Annotated in this window: 20 protein-coding genes; 15 read left to right on the forward strand and 5 right to left on the reverse strand. The window is 64.4% G+C overall.

Going from position 1 to position 22,125, the window contains the following annotated elements:
• Both GSQ76_RS24755 and GSQ76_RS24760 read right to left on the reverse strand, forming a co-directional pair.
• Positions 1 to 441, reverse strand: a complete 441-nt coding sequence (locus GSQ76_RS24755) for a response regulator (protein WP_158746769.1) — start codon at positions 439 to 441, stop codon at positions 1 to 3.
• Entirely contained in the window at positions 438 to 1,937 is a 1,500-nt protein-coding gene (locus GSQ76_RS24760; RefSeq protein WP_158746770.1) for an ATP-binding protein, read from the reverse strand. Before GSQ76_RS24760 ends, GSQ76_RS24755 begins: the two co-directional genes overlap by 4 nt.
• Positions 1,938 to 2,213: 276 nt before the next feature.
• Between GSQ76_RS24760 and tkt the strand changes: the two genes are divergently transcribed.
• From tkt to GSQ76_RS24810, 10 genes are all read left to right on the forward strand, one after another.
• Positions 2,214 to 4,283: a transketolase gene (gene tkt / locus GSQ76_RS24765; RefSeq protein WP_158746771.1), complete on the forward strand. Its 2,070-nt coding sequence runs from the start codon at positions 2,214 to 2,216 to the stop codon at positions 4,281 to 4,283.
• A gap of 10 nt (positions 4,284 to 4,293) precedes the next feature.
• Positions 4,294 to 7,149 (forward strand): bifunctional transaldolase/phosoglucose isomerase, encoded by a 2,856-nt coding sequence (locus GSQ76_RS24770; protein ID WP_158746772.1) that lies wholly within the window; start codon positions 4,294 to 4,296, stop codon positions 7,147 to 7,149.
• Between the two features lie 89 nt (positions 7,150 to 7,238).
• Complete coding sequence (gnd, locus tag GSQ76_RS24775) at positions 7,239 to 8,216, forward strand: phosphogluconate dehydrogenase (NAD(+)-dependent, decarboxylating) (protein ID WP_158746773.1); 978 nt, start codon at positions 7,239 to 7,241, stop codon at positions 8,214 to 8,216.
• Positions 8,217 to 8,221: 5 nt separating this feature from the next.
• Complete coding sequence (zwf, locus tag GSQ76_RS24780) at positions 8,222 to 9,766, forward strand: glucose-6-phosphate dehydrogenase (protein WP_158746774.1); 1,545 nt, start codon at positions 8,222 to 8,224, stop codon at positions 9,764 to 9,766.
• Entirely contained in the window at positions 9,766 to 10,572 is an 807-nt protein-coding gene (locus tag GSQ76_RS24785) for a Cof-type HAD-IIB family hydrolase (protein ID WP_216851283.1), read from the forward strand. Before zwf ends, GSQ76_RS24785 begins: the two co-directional genes overlap by 1 nt.
• 10 nt (positions 10,573 to 10,582) lie before the next feature.
• Complete coding sequence (locus tag GSQ76_RS24790; RefSeq protein ID WP_158746775.1) at positions 10,583 to 11,401, forward strand: Cof-type HAD-IIB family hydrolase; 819 nt, start codon at positions 10,583 to 10,585, stop codon at positions 11,399 to 11,401.
• A complete protein-coding gene (gene pgl / locus GSQ76_RS24795) occupies positions 11,398 to 12,114 on the forward strand; it encodes a 6-phosphogluconolactonase (protein ID WP_158746776.1) in 717 nt (238 codons plus the stop codon). Before GSQ76_RS24790 ends, pgl begins: the two co-directional genes overlap by 4 nt.
• Positions 12,111 to 12,803 (forward strand): ribose-5-phosphate isomerase RpiA, encoded by a 693-nt coding sequence (gene rpiA / locus GSQ76_RS24800; RefSeq protein ID WP_158746777.1) that lies wholly within the window; start codon positions 12,111 to 12,113, stop codon positions 12,801 to 12,803. Before pgl ends, rpiA begins: the two co-directional genes overlap by 4 nt.
• On the forward strand, positions 12,800 to 13,300 hold the full coding sequence (locus tag GSQ76_RS24805) for a gluconokinase (RefSeq protein WP_158746778.1): 501 nt from the start codon (positions 12,800 to 12,802) through the stop codon (positions 13,298 to 13,300). The genes rpiA and GSQ76_RS24805 overlap by 4 nt, the downstream gene beginning before the upstream one ends.
• Positions 13,301 to 13,423: 123 nt before the next feature.
• Positions 13,424 to 14,695, forward strand: a complete 1,272-nt coding sequence (locus GSQ76_RS24810) for a dicarboxylate/amino acid:cation symporter (protein ID WP_254070619.1) — start codon at positions 13,424 to 13,426, stop codon at positions 14,693 to 14,695.
• A 53-nt stretch (positions 14,696 to 14,748) separates the two neighbouring features.
• Here GSQ76_RS24810 and smpB read toward each other — a convergent pair whose 3' ends face one another.
• Positions 14,749 to 15,231 carry an SsrA-binding protein SmpB gene (smpB, locus tag GSQ76_RS24815; RefSeq protein WP_254070620.1) on the reverse strand — a complete coding sequence of 161 codons (483 nt, stop codon included), beginning with the start codon at positions 15,229 to 15,231 and terminating at the stop codon, positions 14,749 to 14,751.
• A 4-nt stretch (positions 15,232 to 15,235) separates the two neighbouring features.
• Complete coding sequence (dapA, locus tag GSQ76_RS24820; RefSeq protein ID WP_158746779.1) at positions 15,236 to 16,114, reverse strand: 4-hydroxy-tetrahydrodipicolinate synthase; 879 nt, start codon at positions 16,112 to 16,114, stop codon at positions 15,236 to 15,238.
• A gap of 91 nt (positions 16,115 to 16,205) precedes the next feature.
• On the opposite strand from dapA, the gene GSQ76_RS24825 reads away from it, so the two are divergent.
• The 5 genes from GSQ76_RS24825 to GSQ76_RS24845 are packed head-to-tail and all read left to right on the forward strand — an operon-like array spanning position 16,206 to position 21,161.
• On the forward strand, positions 16,206 to 18,161 hold the full coding sequence (locus GSQ76_RS24825) for a lytic transglycosylase domain-containing protein (protein ID WP_158746780.1): 1,956 nt from the start codon (positions 16,206 to 16,208) through the stop codon (positions 18,159 to 18,161).
• On the forward strand, positions 18,158 to 18,607 hold the full coding sequence (locus tag GSQ76_RS24830) for a phosphatidylglycerophosphatase A (protein ID WP_158746781.1): 450 nt from the start codon (positions 18,158 to 18,160) through the stop codon (positions 18,605 to 18,607). Before GSQ76_RS24825 ends, GSQ76_RS24830 begins: the two co-directional genes overlap by 4 nt.
• A gap of 10 nt (positions 18,608 to 18,617) precedes the next feature.
• Positions 18,618 to 19,103, forward strand: a complete 486-nt coding sequence (locus GSQ76_RS24835; RefSeq protein ID WP_158746782.1) for a CinA family protein — start codon at positions 18,618 to 18,620, stop codon at positions 19,101 to 19,103.
• Between the two features lie 19 nt (positions 19,104 to 19,122).
• Entirely contained in the window at positions 19,123 to 20,580 is a 1,458-nt protein-coding gene (locus tag GSQ76_RS24840) for a 6-hydroxynicotinate reductase (protein WP_158746783.1), read from the forward strand.
• Positions 20,577 to 21,161: an amino acid synthesis family protein gene (locus GSQ76_RS24845; protein WP_158746784.1), complete on the forward strand. Its 585-nt coding sequence runs from the start codon at positions 20,577 to 20,579 to the stop codon at positions 21,159 to 21,161. The genes GSQ76_RS24840 and GSQ76_RS24845 overlap by 4 nt, the downstream gene beginning before the upstream one ends.
• Positions 21,162 to 21,169: 8 nt before the next feature.
• On the opposite strand, the gene GSQ76_RS24850 is transcribed toward GSQ76_RS24845, so the two are convergent.
• Positions 21,170 to 22,096 carry a glycosyltransferase family 2 protein gene (locus GSQ76_RS24850; RefSeq protein ID WP_158746785.1) on the reverse strand — a complete coding sequence of 309 codons (927 nt, stop codon included), beginning with the start codon at positions 22,094 to 22,096 and terminating at the stop codon, positions 21,170 to 21,172.
• Between the last annotated feature and the right edge of the window lie 29 nt (positions 22,097 to 22,125).

Below are 22,125 nucleotides of genomic sequence, written 5' to 3' on the forward strand. Positions count from 1 at the left end.
TCAGTCCGCTTCGGGGACCTGCATCACCGCCAGGAACAGGCCGAGTTGCCGGATCGCGACGGCAAAGCTCTCATATTCGACAGGCTTGGTGATGTAGACGTTGCAGCCCAGGTCGTAGCAGCGCTGGATCTCCACCTTGTCGTCCGTCGTCGTCAGCACGATCACCGGGGCACGGCGCACCAGGTCATCGGCCTTGATCCGGGCCAGGATGTCCGTCCCGCTCATATCCGGTAGGTTCAGGTCCAGCAGCACGAGAACCGGGAGGTGCACATGGCGCTTGCCGTCCGGCCCGGTGCCGAACAGATGCTCCAACGCCGCCGTGCCGTCGGTGAACGGGATGATCTGGTTGTTCACCCCTGCCCGGCGCACGTTCTTTTCGATCAGCCTTGCGTGGCCGGGGTCGTCCTCGATCAGAAGGATCGTCACGGGATTGGCATTCACGCCGCATTCTCCATCGCGTTCGGTGCGACCACTGGTAGCCTAATGATGAAAGTCGTTCCTACGTCCAGCGTCGACGTGCAATCTATACTGCCACCCAGCCTGCGGACCAAAGCACGGACATGGGCCAATCCGATACCCTCCCCCGGCACCGTTTGGTCGCCAGCGCGACGAAATAGCTCGAACACTCTCTCAAAATCTCGCTCGGCGATACCGCGCCCATTATCAGAGATCTCATAGCGGATCATCGGCCCCTCTCGCCTGCCCTGCACACGGATCAGTCCAGGACGTCCAGGCTTGAGGTATTTTAGGGCGTTATCAATGACATTGGTGAACACCTGCTCAATCGCCAGTCGGTCGGCGGTGATGTTCGGCACGGTGGCGATCTCAATTTTCGCCTCCTTCAGGGTGGTTTGGTGCTGCATGCTGTCCGCCATCGCATCCAGCATGCCCGCCATATTCAACGGCTCCGCCGCCAGCACCCGGCGCCCCTCCCGCGACAGCTTTAGGATCGCGTTGATCAGCCGGTCCATCTTGCTGGTGGAGCTTTTGATGAAACGCAGGGCTTCCGGGATGTCCTCCAACACGGCCTCGCGCAGGTCGGGCGGCGTGTCCTCAACCTTGATGTGCAGGCTCAGCGCCTGAGCAGCCTGCTCCAGCTCACTGGTAAACCCCATGATGTTGACCAGCGGCGCCCGAAGGTCATGCGAGACGATATAGGCGAACCGCTGGATCTCCTCATTGGCCGCGGTGAGGTCGGCGGTGCGGTTTCGGACAGTCTCGTCCAGCCGTTCGTTGCTCATCTCCAGCAGGACGTTCGCCTCGTCCCTGGCCACCTGGGCGGCCCGCATCGTCTGCAGGTAACCGCGCAACCCCAGCCCGATCAGCCCAGCCAGGCCCAGCACCGTCACCAATCCAGCAAAGTCGATCGCGATCAGAAAACGTCCGCCGCTGGTGACCACCGCAACCCGGCGCGCCAGGTCGACGTCCAACTGGCCCTCTAGCGACGCGACGAGCTGGCGGATCATCACCATGCTGTCCCGCCCGAGATTGCTGCGGACCAGCGCGACCGCATCGGGGAGTTTATCGTCCTGCGCCAGTGTGATCGTCTGACGTAGCTCGGCGAGCTTGGCCACGACCACTTGCTGAAATGCCGCCACCTGGGGGTCGCCAGGGCGATCCTGCATCAATGTCTTCAGCAGTCCCGGCAGCACCTGCTCGGCGTGGACCAGCGGATCGAGGTAGTCGGGGTTCAGCGTCAACAGGAAGCCGCGCTGCGACGTCTCGGCATCCTGAGCCGCCAATAGGATCGCCCCAACATTGTTACGTTGGGCCCGTGTCGTCTGCGCCCTGGCGAGCGCGGTCGAATTCCGGCTCGCCTGCCAAACCGACGCCCCGGCGACGCCAACGAGCAAGAGCAACACCGCGGCCAATGCGACGATGCCGGCACCGCCCAAGGCACGGGGCGCACGCTTAAGCTGCACAGGGGCATTCACCATAGGATGGTTATGCCGCCTCGAGCCCTGATGCGTCAGTCGGCCCAGGCAAGGAACGCGCAATGATTAATCACGAGACCGTGATCTTGGTGATGGGTCGGCGAAATATTCAAGACTGTCACGAACCCCTTGGTCCATTCCATGGTTAGGGTGTCATATGAGACGCCGCTGCCGCAGGGCGTGGCTTGGCTTGCCCTGCCCCACAGGCAGCGCTGGGCTGCAAACGGGGTAGACACTGCCATTTGGAGAACGAGTTCGATGGACCAACCGGTATCAACCATGACAGCGTCGACGACCGTGCGGGGGGACATCGACGAGGTTGCGATCAATACGATCCGGACCTTGGCCATGGATGCAGTGCAGAAGGCTAATTCTGGTCATCCCGGCACGCCCATGGGAATGGCCCCCGTCGGCTACACCTTATGGCAACACGCGTTGCGGTATGACCCGGCGGATCCGCATTGGCCAAACCGTGACCGCTTCGTCCTCTCCGTCGGCCATGCCTCGATGCTGCTCTACGCGCTTCTCCATTTGGCACAGGTCGCGTCCGACAAGGAACACCGGGACAAGGGTCCATACGCCGTCACGCTGGACGACATTAAGCAGTTCCGGCAACTCAGTTCGGTCACGCCGGGTCATCCGGAATACCGTATGACGGCGGGCGTCGAGACGACGACGGGCCCGCTGGCACAGGGAGTGTCCAACAGCGTCGGCATGGCAATGGCGCAGCGCTATCTGGCCGCGCGCTACAACCGGCCTGGCTATGACATATTTGATTATCATGTCTACGCCCTTTGCGGCGACGGCTGCATGATGGAAGGCGTGTCAAACGAAGCAGCTTCCGTCGCCGGGCATCTGAAGCTCGGGAACCTCACCTGGATCTATGACAGCAACCACATCACCATCGAGGGCGCCACCAGCCTGGCGTTCAGCGACGATGTGGGCGGCCGGTTGGCCGCGATGGGTTGGCACGTCATCCACGTGAACGACGCGAACGACACTGCGGCAGTGGCCAAGGCACTGGACGATGCGAAGGCCGTCACCACCGGCCCCACCATCATCGTAGTGCATAGCATCATCGGCTACGGCGCGCCCAAAAAGGCCGGCACGCGCGAGGCGCATGGTGAACCGCTGGGCGTCGAGGAGATCAAGGGCGCCAAGCGCAATTATGGCTGGCCCGAAGATGCGCAGTTTCTGGTGCCAGACGGCGTGCACCAGCGCTTCTCCGAGGTGATGGGAGCGCGCGGAGCCACAGCGCATGCCGCGTGGAACGAACTGATGGCGCGCTACCGCAAGGAATATCCTGATCTCGCGGCCGAGTTGGACATGATCGAGGGCCATACGCTCCCGCAAGGCTGGGATGCCGATATCCCGGTTTTCCCCGCCGATGCGAAGGGCATCGCCTCGCGAGATTCGTCGCAGAAAGTCTTGAATGCTATCGCGAAGAACGTGCCGTGGTTGATCGGCGGTGCGGCAGACCTTGCGCCGTCCACCAAGTCCAACGTCACTTTCGAGGGCGCCGGTTCGTTCGAGGCGGGTAGTTATGGCGGCCGCAACTTCCATTTCGGCATTCGCGAACACGCCATGGGCTCGATCGTCAACGGCATGGGGCTATCAGGCATCCGCGCGTATGGAAGCGGCTTCTTGATCTTCTCCGACTATATGAAGGCGCCGATCCGGCTCTCTGCGATCATGGAGCTGCCAGTGATCTACATCTTCACCCATGACAGCATCGGCGTCGGCGAGGACGGCCCGACTCACCAGCCGATCGAGCAGATCGTCTCGCTGCGTGCCATCCCCGGCATGATCGTGCTGCGCCCCGCCGATGCGAACGAGGTGGCGGAGGCCTGGCGCATCACGATGCACGAGGTCGACCGGCCGGTATCGCTGATCCTTAGCCGGCAGGCACTCCCGACGCTGGACCGTAACAAGTACGCCCCAGCGTCCGGCGTTGCCAAGGGCGCCTATATTCTGGCCGATTGCGAGGGCACGCCCGAGGTGATCCTGATGGCAACGGGCTCCGAAGTGTCGATGTGCATCGGCGCCTATGAAACGTTAAAGACCGAGGGCGTTAAGGCACGGGTCGTGTCCATGCCGTCCTGGGAACTGTTCGAGGCACAAGGACAGGCCTACCGCGAGGAAGTGCTGCCCCCGTCGGTCAAGGGACGCCTGGCTGTGGAACAGGCGGCGACGATTGGCTGGGATCGCTATGTGGGCTTTGGCGGTTTCGTGATCGGCATGCACAGCTTCGGCGCCTCTGCCCCGCTGGCCGCACTACAAACCAAGTTTGGCTTCACCCCCGAGGCTGTGTTGAACGAAGCACGCAAGCAGGCAAAGCGCGCGAGCTAGGAGAGCGACGATGGACATGCAGACCGAAACTTCCAATCCGCTTAAGTCGCTCGAGCAATTCGGGCAGTCACCATGGCTGGACTTCATCGAACGGAACTTCCTAACCGAAGGCTTACAGGCGCTGATCGAGCGCGACGGGCTGAAGGGGATGACCTCAAACCCGTCGATCTTTGAAAAGGCGATGGGTCACGGCACCAACTATGACGCCGGATTCAAGGAGCTTGCGGCGAAGGGTGACGTAGACGCCCAGACAATCTACGAGAGCCTGGCAATCCAGGATATTCAGAAAGCGGCAGATATGCTGCTGCCCGTCTATCACGCGACCAACAAGGTCGATGGCTACGTCTCGCTGGAAGTCTCCCCCTATCTGGCGCTGCGGACCGATGACACCATCGCCGAAGCGCGTCGCCTGTGGAAAATGGTCGGGCGCGACAATCTGATGGTGAAGGTGCCCGGCACTCACCAAGGAACACCCGCCATTCGCACGCTGATCGGCGAGGGCATGAACATCAACGTCACCCTGCTGTTCAGCCAGCAGGCCTACAAGGACGTGGCCGAGGCGTTCATCGCCGGGCTGGAGGATTTCAAAGCCAAGGGTGGCGATGTCAGCCGCGTGGCGAGCGTGGCGTCGTTCTTCGTCAGCCGCATCGATGCACAAATCGACAAGCAGATCGACAAGAACCTGGAAGCCGGCGGCACGGACGTGCCAGACCTGAAGCGTATTCGGGGCAAGGTTGCTATCGCCAACGCGAAGCTGGCGTACCAACACTTTCTATCCCTGATCAGCAGCGATCGGTGGAAAGCCCTGGGCGGCGCCGGCGCGATGCCACAGCGTTTGCTGTGGGCCAGCACCGGCACCAAGGACAAAGCATATAGCGACGTCCTGTATGTCGAAGGGCTCATCGGCCGCGACACGGTAAACACCATGCCACCTGCGACAATGGACGCGTTCCGCGACCACGGTAAGCCGGCAGAGGCGTTGACCGTCGGTGTCGACGACGCGAAGGAAGTGCTGGCAACGGCGAAGCGCCTTGGCCTGAATCTGGACAAGGTGACGAGCGACCTGGTGGATGACGGCGTCAAGCAATTCGCCAAGGCCGCCGACGACCTGCTCGGCGCCGTGGCTGCGAAGCGCAACGCCATGTTGGGCGACACGCTTGTCACCGTTTCGTCCAGCCTGCCGAAAGACATGGGTGAGGCCGTCGAAAAGAGCCTGGATAGCTGGCGCGAAGCCGGCAAGGTTCGGCAGCTCTGGGCGCACGACTCCTCGATTTGGACCGGGCAGGATGAGGGGAAATGGCTTGCTTGGCTGGATATCGTCAACGACCGCATCGCCGATCTGGCGCAGCTGCAGTTGTTCCAGGACAGCGTGAAGGAAGGTGGCTTTACCGACGTCCTGCTGCTCGGCATGGGCGGCTCCAGCCTAGGGCCAGAGGTGCTGGCCGAGACATATGGCAAGCGCGGCGGCTTCCCCACCCTGCACGTCCTGGACAGCACCGATCCGCAGCAAATTGCGGCGTTCGAGAAGAAGGTGACGCTGGCGACCACCCTGGTCATCGTGTCCAGCAAGTCCGGCGGAACGCTGGAGCCAAATATTCTGAAGGCCTATTTCTTCGACGCCATGCAGAAGGCGGTCGGCGCTGGTAAGGCGGCCGAGCATTTCGTCGCCGTCACCGACCCTGGGTCGCACATGCAGGAAGTCGCGGAGAAGGACGGGTTCCGCAACATCTTCTACGGTGACCCAGGCATTGGCGGCCGCTACTCCGTGTTGTCCAATTTCGGCATGGTGCCGGCGGCTGCGATGGGGCTCGACCTCGATCAGTTCCTGAACTCTGCCGCGCTGATGGTGCGTGCCTGTGCGGCTGGCACACCACCGCTGCAAAACCCTGGCGTCCAGTTGGGCGCCGTGATTGGCATCGGTGCGACCACCGGGCGTGACAAGGTCACCATCACCGCCTCGCCCGGGATCGCCGATGTGGGCGCCTGGTTGGAGCAATTGCTTGCGGAAAGCACCGGCAAGGAAGGCCACGGCATCGTCCCCGTGGATAACGAGCCGCTGGCCGATGCTTCGCATTACGGCACCGACCGTGTGTTCGCCTATCTACGGATGCGGGATGCCCCTGACGCCGCGCAGGAGAAGGCGGTCGAGGCCTTGAAGGCGGCCGGCCAGCCCGTCGTGACGGTCGAGATGGCCACCACGCTGCAGCTTGGCCAGATGTTCTTCCTGTGGGAATTCGCGACCGCGGTGGCCGGGTCGATCATCGGGATCGACGCATTCAACCAGCCGGACGTAGAGGCCAGCAAGATCGCCACCAAGAAGCTGACCAGCGCCTATAATGACAGCGGCAAGCTGCCGGATGAAACGCCGTTCCTGACCGATGGCGCCATCCAATTGTTTAGCGACCCGAAGAATGCCGGGGAACTGGCCAAGGCCGGCAACACGCTGGCTGCAGTGATGAAGGCGCATCTCGCCCGCGTGGGTGCCGGCGATTACGCAGCCCTGCTCGCCTACATCCAGCGCACGCCCGAAAATATTGCGCTGCTACAGGAATTGCGGACTGGCATCCGCGACGCCAAGAAGGTGGCGACCGTGGCCGAGTTCGGGCCACGGTTCCTACACTCCACTGGCCAGGCCTATAAGGGTGGGCCAAACAGCGGTGTGTTTACGCAGGTGACGGCAACCGACGCCGCCGATCTCGCCGTGCCTGGTGAGCGTTACACGTTCAGCGTCGTCAAGGCGGCGCAGGCGCGCGGCGACTTCGACGTACTAGCCGAACGTGGCCGCCGCGCCTTGCGTGTGCATATAACCGGCGACTTGCAGGCTGGGCTGAAGACGCTGGCGACCGCCATTCGCGGCGCCCTCTAGATGACGACCGTGGCCAGGGGGATCCTTCCCTGGCCACACGCCGGGGCTCGGCCCCGGACCCAGGTTTTCCCTAATTTCGGAGCATCGGCATGAAACTCGGCGTGATCGGCCTCGGTCGCATGGGCGGCAACATCAGCCTGCGTTTGATGAAGCACGGCCATGAATGCGTGGTCTTCGACCAGAGCGAAAAGGCAGTGGATGGCATCGTTGGCCAGGGGGCCGCCAAGTCCAGCGGCTTGCAGGACATGGTGAAACAACTCCCCTCCCCCCGCATCGTCTGGGTGATGCTGCCCGCCGGCAAGATCACTGAAGAGGCGGTACAAACACTGGGTGGCATATTGGAGAAGGGCGACATCATCATCGATGGCGGCAACTCCATGTACAAGGACGACATCCGGCGCGCAAGGGAGCTGCGCGAGAAGGGCGTCGTCTATGTCGACGTCGGCACCTCCGGAGGCGTGTGGGGCCTGCAACGCGGTTATTGCATGATGATCGGCGGCGAGGATGCGGCCGTAAAGCACATCGACCCAATCCTATCCGCGCTGGCACCAGGCGAAGGCACCATCGACAAGACGCCGCATCGCGAGGGGCGCAATCCAACTGCCGAACAGGGCTATCTGCATTGCGGCCCGGCAGGCAGCGGTCATTTCGTCAAGATGGTCCACAATGGCATCGAATACGGGATGATGCAGGCCTATGCCGAGGGCTTCGACGTCCTAAAGAACAAAAACAGCACCGAACTTGAGGAAGACCAGCGTTTCGACCTCAACATGGGCGACATCGCCGAAGTGTGGCGCCGCGGCTCCGTGGTGTCGTCCTGGCTGCTGGATCTGACCGCATTGGCGCTGGCCAGTGATGAGAAGCTGGAGAAGTTCACCGGCGACGTGTCCGACAGCGGTGAAGGCCGCTGGACAATCGACGCCGCGGTGGAGGAGGCCGTCCCCGTCCCTGTGCTGGCCGCCTCCCTCTTCGCACGCTTCCGTTCGCGGCAGGAGCATACGTTCGGCGAGAAGATGCTGTCGGCGATGCGCTTCGGCTTTGGTGGCCACGTCGAACCGAAGGCTTGAGCGCGATGAGCGAGACCGGAACCGTGCCGGAAGACACCGCCGCCCTGGCGAAATCGGCGAAGCCCGCACCGGCCTGCACCATGGTGATCTTTGGCGCCAATGGCGATCTGACAAAGCGCCTGCTGATGCCGGCGCTGTACAATCTATCGGGCGCCAAGCTGCTGGACGATCAGTTCACCATCCTCGGCGTCGATCGTGACACCGGGAGCGACCAGGACTTCCAGGGCCGCCAGCGAACCATGATGGAGAGTTTTACCCCCGACAAAGGGGGGGAGTTTGCCGAGAAGACTCTGAACCAGGATTGGTGGAGCTGGCTGGAACAGCGTCTGCACTACATGGCCGGCGACTTCACCAAGCCGGAGACGTTCAAGGCGCTTGCGGACAAGTTGGGCGACGGCAACGCGATCTTCTATCTGGCCGTGGCCGACCGTTTTTTCGGCACCATCATCGACCAACTGCATGCCGCCGGGCTGGTGAAGGAAAAAGAAGGGACATTCCGCCGGGTCGTGATTGAAAAGCCGTTTGGCCACGATCTGCAATCCGCCAAAGACCTGAACGCGCACATTCTGTCTGAACTGGATGAAAACCAGATCTACCGAATTGACCATTTCCTGGGCAAGGAAACGGTGCAGAACATCATGGCCCTGCGCTTCGGCAACGGCATCTTCGAGCCGCTGTGGAATCGCGATCATATCGATAGCGTGCAGATTACTGCATCCGAAACCGTTGGTGTGGAAAAGCGCGGCAAGTTCTACGAAATTACCGGCGCGCTGCGTGATATGGTGCCGAACCACATGTTCCAACTGCTGGCGATGACGACGATGGAACCACCTAACTCCTTCGACGCCGACGCCGTCCGCAGCGAAAAGGCGAAGGTGATCGAGGCCATCCACCCGATGTCCGCCGCCGACGTCGAGACGAATGTCGTACGCGGCCAGTACATCGCCGGGCACATGAAGGAAGAGGGCGACGTCCAAAGCTACACCAGCGAGCCCGATGTGGCGGGAGACTCCACCGTGGAGACCTACGTTGCCCTGAAGCTGATGATCGACAACTGGCGTTGGGCTGGCGTGCCGTTCTACCTGCGCACGGGCAAGCGGATGTCCACACGCAAGACCGAAATCGCCATCCACTTCAAACAGGCGCCATTCGCGATGTTTCGCGATACCCCGGTGGATAAGATGACCCCCAACGTCATGGTGTTGCATCTGCAGCCGCATGAGGGTATCTCCGTCCATTTCAGCGCCAAGCAGCCGGGCCAGAATGTTGTCCTGAAGCCGGTGCGCATGGACTTCAACTACCAAGACTACTTCGAACTGAAGCCTTCCACCGGGTATGAGACGCTGATCTACGACGTGCTGATCGGCGATCCGACGCTGTTCAATCGCGCCGATAATATCGAGGCGGGATGGACCGCGGTTCAGCCGATCCTGGATGCAGTGGCGAAGGGCGGCTGCAAGATCCACACCTACGCCGCCGGCACCAACGGCCCGGCGGCGGCCGATGCCATGCTCTCGCTCGATGGGCGTGAGTGGCGGAAGCCCGGCTGATGCCCATCAAGCTGGTTGTGTCCGACGTCGATGGGACGATGGTGAACAGCGAAAAGCTGCTCACTCCGGCCACGATCGACGCCGCCCACCGCCTGCGCCACGCGGGTGTGCATCTGGCCCTGGTCAGCAGCCGACCGCCGCGTGGCATGGCGTTCCTCACCATGGACCTCGGCCTCACCGGGCCGTTGGGCGGCTTTAACGGCGCGACCATCCTGGCGCCGGACGGTGCGGTGATCGAGGAGAACGTGGTGCCGGAGGCGGCGGTCCGCGCCAGCCTGGATTTGCTGGCAAGGCGAGGCGTCGATGCCTGGCTGTTCGCCGACAACCAGTGGTTCATCAAGAACTTGGACGGCGCTTACGTCCCGAAGGAGCGGCGGACCGTCCGGTTTGACCCAGTCGTGGTCGACGATTTCGAGCCCTATGTCGCGCGTTGCGGCAAGGTCGTCGGCGCGTCGAAGGATTTCGACGGGTTGGCGGAGTGCGAGGCCGAGTTGCAAGGCGTGTTGGGGCATAGCGCTCACGCTCACCGCTCCCAGCGGTACTACCTGGACGTGACCAACCCGCATACGGACAAGGGCACGGCAGCGAGATCCTTCGCGAGTTGGTACGGCATCGACATTTCCGAAGTCTGCGCCATTGGTGACCAATTCAACGACGTGCCGATGTTCCGTGTCGCCGGGTATAGTGTAGCCATGGGCAATGCGCCACCTGCGGTATCCGCGCACGCAAAGCATCACTCGTCGACCAACGAAGAAGACGGCTGGGCCGCGGCGATCGATCGCTACGTGCTGCCCAACGCAGGATAGGAGTTTCCGAATGGGTCGTCCTCGCCCCGACAAGATCAAACTGTTCCTCGCCGACGTCGATGGCACGCTGGTCACGAAAGACAAGATTCTCACCGAACGCGCGCAGAAGGCGGTACGCGATCTGGAAGCCAAGGGCATCAAATTCGCCCTCACCAGCGGCCGCCCGCCAAAGGGCATGAAGATGCTGATCGAGCCGCTGAAGATCACGACCCCGATCGCCGGTTTCAACGGCGGTCTATTCGTGAATGCCGACATGAGCATCATCGAAAGCCGCACTCTGTCCCCGGAAGCCGCCCACAAGACTGCCGATCTGATCGCCAAGCAGGGCCTCGACGTCTGGCTCTATTCCGGCGACGACTGGCTAATCCACGACCTGAACGCCCCCCACCGGGAGAAGGAGGAGCACACCGTGCAATTTCCCCCCAAGGTGGTGAAGGAATACACGGACGAGCAGCTGAAGAACGCGGTGAAAATCGTCGGCGTCAGCGATGATCTGGACAAGGTCGCCGCCTGCGAGAAGGCCGTGCGGGAGGCACTGGGGAAATCAGCCTCCGCGGCGCGATCCCAGCCCTACTACCTCGACGTGACCCATCCGGAGGCCAATAAGGGCGGCGTCGTCGCCTACCTTGCACGCACCATGAAGATCGACCCGGGCGAGATCGCGACCATTGGCGACCAGCCGAATGACGTGCTGATGTTCAAGCCAAGCGGCTTCTCCATCGCCATGGGTAATGCCAGCGAGGCCGTGCAGAAGGAGGCGGACGTGGTCACCGACAGTTTCGACGATGAAGGGTTCGCCAAGGCCGTCGAAAAGTACCTGCTGGCATGACCGGCACCGTCGACATCTCCGTCGATGGCGATGCGGTCGCACGCCGGGTCGCGGAATGGGTGCTGGAGCGAGCCTTGGCCACGGCAGGACGCTTCGCCTGGTGCCTATCCGGCGGGTCGACGCCAAAAACCACGTTCGGCGTCCTCGCCAGCGACGCATTCCGCAACCGCTTCCCCTGGGACCGAACGCACATCTTCTTCGGTGACGAGCGCTTCGTGCCGCCCGATCACCCCGATAGCAACTACCGCATGGCACGGGAGGCGATGATCAGCCACGTGCCGATCCCGGCGGAGCAGGTCCATCCCTGGCAGACAATCGGCACCGACCCGGAACACTCTGCCCTGCACTACGCCGACACACTGAAGCGCTTTTACGGTGCCGACACGTTGGACCCCGCGCGCCCGTTATTCGACGTGATGTTCCTGGGATTGGGTGAGGACGGTCACACCGCCTCCCTCTTCCCCGGCGTAGCGGCCTTGAAGGAGCGCACGGCATGGACCGCCGCGGTGATCGGCGCCAAGCCCGAGCCGCGTCTGACGCTCAGCTATCCTGTGATCGACAGCAGCCGCGTCGTCGCCTTCCTGGCCGCTGGCGAGGGTAAACGCGACATCCTGGCAAAGGCACTCGCCGGCGATACCAGCCTGCCCGCAGTCGGTGTGAAGCCGATTGGCGAACTGTGTTGGTTTACCGACAAGGCTGCCGCCGGGACATGACGGACGATCCGAACGCGGCGCTAAAACGCCAGGCAGCGGAGGCGGCGGCCGCCCTGGTGACGGACGGCATGGCGGTCGGACTTGGCACCGGGTCCACCGCCTACTTCGCCATCGCCAACCTCATCGCACGGGTGAAGCAGGGTCTTCGCATCACCGCCATTCCCACCTCCGAGAGAAGCGCCACCCAAGCTCGTGAGGGCGGGATCGAGCTGGTGGAGCTGACCGAAACCACCCGCCTGGACCTGACGATCGACGGTGCCGACTCCGTGGCCGCCGGGTCGCTGGACCTGGTGAAGGGCCTTGGCGGTGCTCTGCTGCGGGAAAAGATCGTCGCCGCAGCAAGCGCCAAGCTGCTGATCGTGGTCGATGGCGGCAAGTTAGTGGACAAATTGGGGATGAACGCCCCCATCCCGGTGGAGGTCGTGCCGTTCGGCTGGCGCCGCGTTGCCGGGCAAATGGCTGAACTCGGCGCCCGCCCGGTGCTGCGGCTGGATCCCGGCGGGTCGCTGTTCCATACCGATGGCGGTAACTTCATTCTGGACTGCCACATGCCCCCGATCGACGACCCTGCCGCTTTGGACTCCGCGCTGCAATCCATCGTTGGCGTGGTCGAAACCGGCCTCTTCATCAGCCGCACCACCACCGTGTTCGTCGCGGACCCGGCGGGCGTTCGGACGCTCACCCCATGAGCCGCGTTGTCGTCGTCATGGGCGTCTCCGGGTCCGGCAAGACCACCGTGGCGGAGCGTATTGCCGGCGCGCTGGGCTGGATCTTTCAGGAGGGGGACAAGCTGCACCCCGCTGCCAATGTGGCGAAAATGAAGGCCGGGCAGGCGCTGGACGATGCCGATCGGGCACCTTGGCTGGCAATCATCGCCGAGTGGATCGACGCCCGGCTGCACACCGGGCAGAACGCCATTATCACCTGCTCCGCCCTGAAGCGCCGCTACCGCGACCAGATCGGCAACGGCAAGTCCGGTGTGCAGATCGTGTACCTCTACGGCGATCGGCACACGTTGGAAGACCACGTCGGCAACCGCCACCACGAGTACATGCCAGCCACCCTGCTCGACAGCCAGTTGGCAACCCTGGAGGAGCCCGTCGCGGACGAGCACGTCATCACCGTCGACGTCGACGGCACGATCGAGCACACCGTTGCCGAGGTGATCCGTCAGCTACAGGTGTGATGTAAACGCGCCCCAGCCATGAAACTTTTGTGGCATCCTGATTAACGGCATGTAATTTGTTCCCATGGGCGTGGAACGCGCAGGCATTTCGCCCGCGGTGCGCACGTCAGGGAGATTGCGGCCGTGAAATCTAGCCGAATGACGACCTACATCCTGGTCGCGATGGTCTTGGGTGTCGTGGTTGGCGGGCTGATCCACTCGTATTTCGTCGATGCCGCCACCCAGAAGATGCTCGCCAGCTACATTTCATTCGGCAGCATGATCTTCCTGCGGCTGATCAAGATGATCATCGCCCCCCTCGTCTTCTCCACGCTGGTGGTTGGCATCGGCCGTATGTCGGATGCCGGCGCGGTCGGCCGGGTCGGCGGCAAGGCCATGCTGTGGTTCGTCAGCGCCTCGCTGGTGTCGCTCACCCTGGGCCTCATCCTGGTAAACATTTTCGAACCGGGCGCCGGCGTGCACAAGGTCGCCAGCGGCCTGGCCACGGGCATCGATGCCCACGCCATGTCGCTCGACGGCTTCGTCAAGCACGTTTTTCCTGACTCCGCCCTGCGCCCGATGGTCGAGAACGAGATCCTGCAGATCGTGGTGTTCTCCATCTTCTTCGGCGTCGCCTGCGCCTCGATGGGCTCGAAGGCCAAGCTGGTGCTGGAGGGGATCGAGGGGATTTCCCACATCATCCTGCTGGTCACCGGTTACGTCATGAAGCTTGCCCCGCTCGCAGTGTTCTGTGCCATGGCGGCGACGATCGCCACCAACGGCTTGGGCATCCTGCTGAACTATGCGAAGTTTATGGGCGAATTCTACTTCGGCCTAGTCTGCCTCTGGCTCGTGCTCATCCTCGTGGGCTTCCTCATCCTGGGCCCATCCGTCTCGCGGCTCATCCGCCTGGTACAGGAGCCATTCCTGCTCGCCTTTTCCACGGCGAGTTCGGAGGCCGCTTATCCTAAGATGTTGGAACAGCTGGCGAAGTTCCCCATCTCGAAGAAGATCTCCAGCTTCGTCCTGCCGCTCGGCTACTCGTTCAACCTGGACGGGACGATGATGTACTGCACCTTCGCCAGCGTGTTCATCGCCCAGGCCTACGACATCCCGCTGGGTTGGGGCACACAGATCGCGATGTTGCTCACGCTGATGCTCACCAGCAAGGGCGTCGCCGGCGTGCCGCGGGCATCATTGGTGGTGATCGCCGCAACGCTCAGCCAGTTCAGCCTGCCGGAAGAAGGCCTGCTGCTGATCCTGGGCATCGACACCTTCCTGGACATGGGCCGCTCGGCGACCAACGTCATCGGTAACTCATTGGCGACGGCAGTCGTCGCGAAGTGGGAGGGTCAGTTGGTCCCCGACGCCGACACGGCCGAGGTCATCGGCGAGTTGGAAGGCCACCCGGCGTAAGCCGACACGAAAGCCCCTCCCCAATCGTGGGAGGGGCGATCAGCCCCCGTCGATCAGCCCTTGTCGCGCATGAGCCGGGCTTTGTCCCGGGCCCAATCCTTCGCCGCTGCCGCCTGGCGCTTGTCCGCCTTCTGCCGGCCTTGGCCCAGGCCCAGCAGCACCTTGGCCATTCCCTTGTCGTTGAAATGGATATCCAGCGGCACCAACGTGTTGCCATCGCGACTGACAGCACCCAGCAGGCCATCGCGCTGCTTACGCTTCACCAACAGCTTGCGCGGCGCGCGGGGTTCGAACTTGGACAGCACGCCGCCCTGGTATTCGGGGATATAGCTGTTGAACAGCCACAACTCGCCATCGCGCTCACCGGCCCAGGCCTCGGTGATCGTGGCGCGGCCGTAGCGCAGGCTCTTCACCTCCGGCCCCTTCAGCACGATCCCTGCCTCCACCGTCTGCTTGATGGTGTAGTCGAAACGGGCCTTGCGGTTCTGCGCGGCGATCCCGTGGCTGATCAGGCCACTCTTCTTCTTCTCCGGCACGGTCTTAGTTCAGCAGTCCCGCCTGCGTCATGGCGGCGCGAACCTTCGCCTTGGTCGCCTCCGCCACGGGTGCAAGCGGCAGGCGGCAATGGTCGCTGCCACGCCCGAGCAAGCTTGCGGCATATTTCACCGGACCCGGACTGGTTTCGGCGAACATCGCGTCGTGCACGGGTGTGAGCCGCTGCTGGATCTGCATCGCGTCGGCGATCCGCCCCTCGGTCCAGGCCGTATGCATCGCGCTGCACAGCGCCGGAGCGATGTTGGCCGTCACGCTGATGCAGCCATGACCGCCGGACGCCATGAACGCCAAGGCGGTATGGTCCTCCCCCGACAACTGAGTGAAATTGGGGCCGCAGGTCGCGGTGGTGTGCAGCGGCCGTGTCAGGTTTGCGGTCGCATCCTTCACGCCGACGATGTTCTTGTGCTTGGCCAGCCGGGCCATGGTGTCCACGCTCATGTCCACGACGGACCGGGCGGGGATGTTATAGATCACCAGCGGTATGTCTACCGCGTCGGCGATGGCGCTGAAATGCAGAAACATGCCTTCCTGGGTCGGCTTGTTATAGTATGGCGTCACCACCAGGACGCCATCCGCGCCAGCTTGCTTTGCATGCCGGGCCAGTTCCACCGCCTCGGCCGTGCTGTTGGACCCGGCGCCCGCCATAACGGGCACGCGCTTGGCGGCCACTTCGATCGCGATCTCGACCACCCGTTTATGCTCGTCATGGGACAGGGTCGGGCTCTCGCCTGTGGTTCCGACGGGGACCAACCCGTGCGTCCCCTGGGCAATCTGCCATTCGACGAATTGGGCGAACGCATCCTCGTCCACGGCGCCGTCGGGGCGCATGGGGGTGATGAGGGCGACGAGCGAGCCGGTGAACATGGCGGGGGCCAATCCAGGTAAAGGGATGCCAACCTAGGCATCCACCGGACTGGCTGCAAGGATGCTGCAATCTGTGCCATGCTGCGTTTGCATGTTACGCGCAATCGCCCTGTCCGTGCTGCTGATGACCGCCTTGCCCGCCTGGGCGGCGACGGAGGGCATGGGTGCCGCCCTGCACGACAACAAATGGGCCGACGCAGACGCCATCGCCGCCACCTCTCCCGACCCGGTGGCGCGCAAGCTGGTGCAGTATTACCGCATGCTGACGCCGGGCGCCGCCCACCCGGCGGAAATCGCCGCCTTCATGGCGGACAACCCGACCTGGCCCAACCAGGGCCTGCTATCGCGTCGCCTGGCCGACGCCCTGGCGACGGAGCCGGACGACAAGACGGTGCTGGAGATCTGCAATCGCCAACCGGTACGGGAGATCCCATCCCTGCTGCGCTGCGCCGCGGCCGACGCCAATGCCGGCCGCGCGCCCGATGCGGCAGAGGTCGCACGCCAGGCCTGGTTCACCGGTATCACCGATGTGCCGGGCGAAACCGCATTCCTGCGGCAATGGGGAAAGGGACTGACGGCGGCGGATCAATGGCACCGGTTCGACCGGCTGGCCTGGACCGATAACGGCGGCGTCGGCGGCCCGGCATGGCGACAAATCGCGCGGCTGGACCCGTCGCAGCGCCCAGCAGCGGAGGCGCGGCTGGCGCTGAAGCGCGACGACGCCTCTGCCCGCGCCCTGGTGGCTGCCCTGCCCGGCGGCGCCACCGTCGACCCGGCACTGATGTTGGAACTGGCAAAATGGCTGCGCCGCGCCGGGCAGGATGAGGACGCGCAGAAGCTGTGGATTGCCCTGGGCAGCGCCGCGGAACACGCGGTGGCTCCCGACCACCGCGCCGCATTCTGGGATGAGCGCAATTTGCTGGCCCGTCGGCGCCTACGCAGTGGCGATGCGGCCGGCGCCTATGCCATTGCCGATGGTGCGACCGAGTTGGCGCCGGCCGAGGCGATCGAAGCGGAATTCCTCGCCGGGTTCATCGCCCTGCGCCGCCGGGTCGACACGGATTCGGCGGCCCGGCATTTCCGCGCACTGGCAACGCTCAGCCCAGCCGCGATCACGCAAGGCCGCGCCTATTACTGGCTGGGCCGCACGGCGGATGCCCGGCACGATGCGGCTGGCGCGCGGGAGGCCTACACCGCGGCGGCGGCTTGGCCCACGACCTTCTACGGCCAACTCGCCGCTCGCGCCCTGGGCGAGGATGACGCCGCCCTGGCCGCCCGCATCCGCGCCGCGCGCGACCCGGGATGGACGCCAGAGCGTGCACTGAGCTTCGCCGGGTCGGAAAACGCGCGCGCCGCCGCCGTGCTGGTGGAATGGGGCGAGCCGCGACGCGCCCGCAGCTTCCTGCTGCGATTGGACGAGCTGGCGCCGGATGGCACCGACAGAATACTCGCGGCACGCATGGCCGTTGGGTTCGGCCTGCCCGACCTAGCCGTCGCCATCAGCCGCCGCGCCGGGCGAGACGGCGTGATGATGACGGAAGCCGGGTGGCCGATGGCGGTAGCCCCCCCGAGCGGCCGGGTCGAACCCGCCTTGGCGCTGGGCCTGATCCGGCAGGAGAGCAACTTCAATACCGAGGCACTGAGCCCCGTTGGCGCGCGTGGGTTGATGCAGATCATGCCCGGCACGGCCAAGGCGGTCGCCAACAAGCTGGGGGAAACCAGCGTGAACATCCCGGCGCTCAGCACCGACCCGGCGTATAACATGCGGCTAGGCACGGCCTATTTAGGCACGCTGCTGGACCAGTTTGGCGGTGCCATCCCCTACGCGGTGGCCGGGTATAATGCCGGGCCGGGGCGGGTGACGGACTGGCTTGCGTCCAACGGTGATCCGGCGACACCCGGCAGCCTGGACATGATCGACTGGATCGAGTTGATCCCGTTTGCCGAAACCCGCAACTACGTTCAGCGCGTCGTGGAAAATCTGGTGATCTATCGCGCCCTTGCCGGCACCGTGCTGCCGCATCCGCTGGCACGCTGGCAGGGATGACGCTGCCTCGGCTGGTCGCCAGCTTCGGCGGCGCCGGATTTCTGCAACCCGCGCCGGGCACCTGGGGTTCGCTGGTGGCGCTGTTGCTGGGTGGGTTGCTGCTGGCGGCCGGCGGCTGGGTATTGCTCGCCGCGTGCGCAGTGCTCGCGGTGGCTGCCGGGTTATGGGCGATCCCACGGGCCGGCGGTGAGTCGGACCCAGGCTGGGTCGTCATCGACGAGGCAGCGGGAATGTGGCTGACCATGCTGCCGCTGCACGGGCCGTCCCCGATCGGGATGGCGGTAGCCTTCGCGTTGTTCCGCCTGCTGGATATCACCAAGCCGGGCCCAATCGGCGCCATCGACCGCATGCACGGCCCGGTTGGCGTTATGGGGGACGACGTCCTCGCGGGGCTGGTGGGCGCGATCGTGCTATGGGTGCTGGTCGTCACATTGTTGCCAAGCTGAAGGAGCCGCCATGCTGGATCCCGCCACCCTTGCCGACGCCGCCACTGTCCTCCAAGTCTTGCGGGATGCCGGATTGCGCGCCGCCACGGCCGAAAGCTGCACCGGCGGGCTCATCGCTGCGGCGCTGACCCACGTCCCCGGTTCGTCGGACGTGGTGGATCGGGGCTTCGTCACCTACTCCAACGAGGCGAAGGCGGAGATGCTGGGCGTTCCCCCGGGTTTGATTGCCGAGCACGGCGCCGTCAGCCAGCCCGTGGCGGCGGCCATGGCGGAAGGTGCAGTGGCGCGCTCGCTGGCCGATGTCGCGGTGGCCGTCACCGGCGTGGCCGGACCCGGCGGCGGCAGCACGGAAAAGCCGGTGGGGCTGGTGTGGTTCGGTCTGGCGCGGCGGGGCCAGCCGGTTCGAACCGAACACCGCGTGTTCCCCGGCGACCGCACCGCCGTTCGTGCAGCCACCGTTGCCCTGGCGCTGGAATTGTTGCGCACTGCAGCCTGACCAGACTGGAGACAAGGCAATGACCGTGCCCCGCACCGACGACAAAGTGCGCTGCGACGCCTGCCCGGTCATGTGCTACATCCGCCCGGGCCAGGCCGGCGCTTGCGACCGCTACGCCAATCACGATGGCGAATTGGTGCGCGTCGACCCGCACGTCATCCTGCAACAAGCGTTGGACCATGGCGCGCAACTGGTGCCGTTCAGCGTCGCCGGGCCGGATTGGGACGGCAGCCTGCTGCACGAGCCGCAGGCCTTCGTCACCGCCATTGGCGCCGGCACCACCTACCCCGACTACAAACCTGCCCCGTTCATCGTTGCCTCCCAGGTGGAGGGCGTCGACATGGTTACGGTCGTGACGGAGGGGATATTCAGCTATTGCGGCGTTAAACTGAAGATCGACACCGACCGTTTTCTCGGCCCGGAACAGGCGGTGGTGCGCGCCGACGGGGAGCCCGTCGGGCACGTCACAACCAGCGAATATGGCTCACAAATGCTGTCGCTGGGCGGGGTGCACCACCTGACGGGCGGCAGCAAGAAAGAGGGCCGGGTCACCTGCGACACGCTGCTGGCGCTATGCAATGGGGCGGCAGTGGCGTTGTCGATTGATGACGGTGCCACCGTGCTAGTGCAGGCCGGGCAACCCCCCGTGGTGAATGGCCAACGGGAGGACCGGATGCGCGTCGGTTGCGGATCCGCCGCGATCGGCATGTTCGCCAAACAATGGGACGGCAAGGTGGACGAGGTGATCGTGGTGGACGACCACATCACCGGCGTGCTGTCGGAGCACCAGGCCGGCAAGTTGCTGGGCATCCCCGATACCGGCGTCCGGATCAAGGGCCGCCGCTCCACGCCTGGACGGTATTTCCAGGTGGCGGAACCGGGCACCGGCTGGGGCGGGACCAATATCAGCGACCCGCTGTCGATCCTCGGCCCGTTCGATCCCAAATGGGCCCGGCCGGGGCTGACGATGCTGATGACGTCGACCACTGGCGAAAACCAGGGCTACTTTGTGCTGGATGACGCGCTGCGCCCCATCGAACAGGACATGCCGCCTGCCCTGCGCAATTCTGTCGACCTCATCCGGGAGAATTGCGAGCCGGCCTTGTGCACCGTGCTGTTCATCGGCGGCGCCGGCGGCTCGCTGCGGTCCGGCGTGACGGAGAACCCGGTGCGGCTGACCCGGTCGGTCAAGGACCGGCTGACCACCGTCACCTGTGGCGGTGCCCAGGTCTATATCTGGCCCGGCGGCGGCATCACCTTCATGGTGGACGTCACGCGCATGCCGCCCGGCAGCTTCGGCTATGTACCGACGCCCGCATTGGTGGCGCCGATCGAGTTTACGCTGCGGATGTCGGATTATGCGGCACTGGGCGGCCATATGGACCATGTCCGCTCGCTGTCCGACATCACCGCTGGGCGGCAATTGACGTCGGATAAGGACAATCCTTGGCCGTTGACGCTGGGTGCCCGGCGTTGAGCCCGCGCATCCGCAAGCTGCTGACGGTCGTGGAGGAAACACGGGAGGAAATGGGGCGCCCGGTCGATCCGCCGACCCGGCGCGCCGCCGCCATCGCCGTGATCCAGAACCCGTTCGCCGGCCGCTATGTGGAAGACCTGTCCGACCTGATGGCGATCGGTGCCGAACTTGGCGCACTGCTCGCCGCGCAAGCGATCGAGGCGCTGGGCATTCCCGGCACGGCGGTGCAGAGCTACGGCAAGGCCGCACTTGTCGGCGAGAATGGTGAATTGGAGCACGCGGCTGCCATCCTGCACCCGCTGCTGGGCGCGCCGGTACGCCGGGCACTGGGCAAGGGGGCGGCGCTGATCCCATCCTCCAAAAAACGGAGCGGGCCGGGAACGCCGTTTGACATTCCGCTGGGCCATAAGGACGCCGCCTTCGTGCGCAGCCATTTCGACGCAATGGAGATCCGCGTCACCGACGCGCCACGCGCGAACGAGATCGTGGTGGCCATCGCGCTCACCAACGCCGGCCGGCCGCTGCCCCGCATCGGCGGATTGCGGGCCGATGAGGCAAAGGGCGATGATGGGTTGCGCTAAGGCACTCCCTATGCCGGCCGACGCTCCGGCACGAAATCGAACTCCGCAAAGCCGAGTTTGCCCAGGCCTTTTGCGACGCTCATGCCATACCGCGCCTTGCGGGTCGCCATCCACAACGCGCCGTAGACGCCGAGCTGGCCGAGTCCTACGACGCCGATCCCCAGCCGGGTCAGCAATTTGTTATCGCTGATCGCCAGGCGCACGGCGGTGGAATGGCGCCCACTGCGGCGCACCCGGGCGGCCATGTAGGCGGGGGACAGGCGCGACGCTTCGTTGAACTCGATCACCTTTGCGTCGGGGCACCACATGAAACGGCGACCCTCCTTGGCCAAGCCCAGCAGCAACATGGAATCTTCACCGCCGCTGCGGCCGAACACTTCGTCGAACGGCGTGTCGCCGGCAAGGCACGTGTAGCGGCGCAGCATCGAGTTCCCGGTGCCCAGGCCGCGCGCCTGCGGCGGCCACCATTGCAGCGGCCGAATTTCGGTATCCGGGGGCAGGTCGAAATCGGTCGTGTAGAACTTGCCGTCAGGGTCCCAATCCGGCGCCCTGCCGCCCTCGAACACCGGGTATTTCGGGCCGAAGCTCGCATCGGCCCCGGTGCGGCGCAGGCAAGCGACATGGGCAGTCAGCCAACCCGGCTCCGGCGCTTCGTCATCGTCCACGAAGGCGATCAGGCTGCCCTTTGCCGCCGCCACGCCGCGATTGCGCGCCAGTGCAATGTTGCGCTCTCCCGCCGGTACATGCCGCAACGGCACTGGCGAGTTCAACCCGGCCAGCATCGGCGCGGCCAAGCGATCGGGATGGTTGTCGGCCACCACGATCTCCCAAGCGATGCCCGCCGCCGCCTGGCTGAAGCACGCGCGCAGCGTTCGCTCCAGCAAAGCAAGGCGATCGTAACACGGAATCACCACGCTGACTTCAGGCTCTGTCAAGGCTTGCTCCTGCAAGATGGGCGAACGAG

It is taken from the genome of Acidisphaera sp. L21, assembly GCF_009765685.1.
Classification (GTDB): domain Bacteria; phylum Pseudomonadota; class Alphaproteobacteria; order Acetobacterales; family Acetobacteraceae; genus LMUY01.

Excerpts from the sequence above, each read along its gene's own strand:
- GSQ76_RS24760 (WP_158746770.1), bottom strand. The coding sequence starts at position 1,937 with ATGGTGAATGCCCCTGTGCAGCTTAAGCGTGCGCCCCGTGCCTTGGGC.
- tkt (WP_158746771.1), top strand. The coding sequence starts at position 2,214 with ATGACAGCGTCGACGACCGTGCGGGGGGACATCGACGAGGTTGCGATC.
- GSQ76_RS24770 (WP_158746772.1), top strand. The coding sequence starts at position 4,294 with ATGGACATGCAGACCGAAACTTCCAATCCGCTTAAGTCGCTCGAGCAA.
- gnd (WP_158746773.1), top strand. The coding sequence starts at position 7,239 with ATGAAACTCGGCGTGATCGGCCTCGGTCGCATGGGCGGCAACATCAGC.
- zwf (WP_158746774.1), top strand. The coding sequence starts at position 8,222 with ATGAGCGAGACCGGAACCGTGCCGGAAGACACCGCCGCCCTGGCGAAA.
- GSQ76_RS24785 (WP_216851283.1), top strand. The coding sequence starts at position 9,766 with ATGCCCATCAAGCTGGTTGTGTCCGACGTCGATGGGACGATGGTGAAC.
- GSQ76_RS24790 (WP_158746775.1), top strand. The coding sequence starts at position 10,583 with ATGGGTCGTCCTCGCCCCGACAAGATCAAACTGTTCCTCGCCGACGTC.
- pgl (WP_158746776.1), top strand. The coding sequence starts at position 11,398 with ATGACCGGCACCGTCGACATCTCCGTCGATGGCGATGCGGTCGCACGC.
- rpiA (WP_158746777.1), top strand. The coding sequence starts at position 12,111 with ATGACGGACGATCCGAACGCGGCGCTAAAACGCCAGGCAGCGGAGGCG.
- GSQ76_RS24805 (WP_158746778.1), top strand. The coding sequence starts at position 12,800 with ATGAGCCGCGTTGTCGTCGTCATGGGCGTCTCCGGGTCCGGCAAGACC.
- dapA (WP_158746779.1), bottom strand. The coding sequence starts at position 16,114 with ATGTTCACCGGCTCGCTCGTCGCCCTCATCACCCCCATGCGCCCCGAC.
- GSQ76_RS24825 (WP_158746780.1), top strand. The coding sequence starts at position 16,206 with ATGTTACGCGCAATCGCCCTGTCCGTGCTGCTGATGACCGCCTTGCCC.
- GSQ76_RS24830 (WP_158746781.1), top strand. The coding sequence starts at position 18,158 with ATGACGCTGCCTCGGCTGGTCGCCAGCTTCGGCGGCGCCGGATTTCTG.
- GSQ76_RS24835 (WP_158746782.1), top strand. The coding sequence starts at position 18,618 with ATGCTGGATCCCGCCACCCTTGCCGACGCCGCCACTGTCCTCCAAGTC.
- GSQ76_RS24840 (WP_158746783.1), top strand. The coding sequence starts at position 19,123 with ATGACCGTGCCCCGCACCGACGACAAAGTGCGCTGCGACGCCTGCCCG.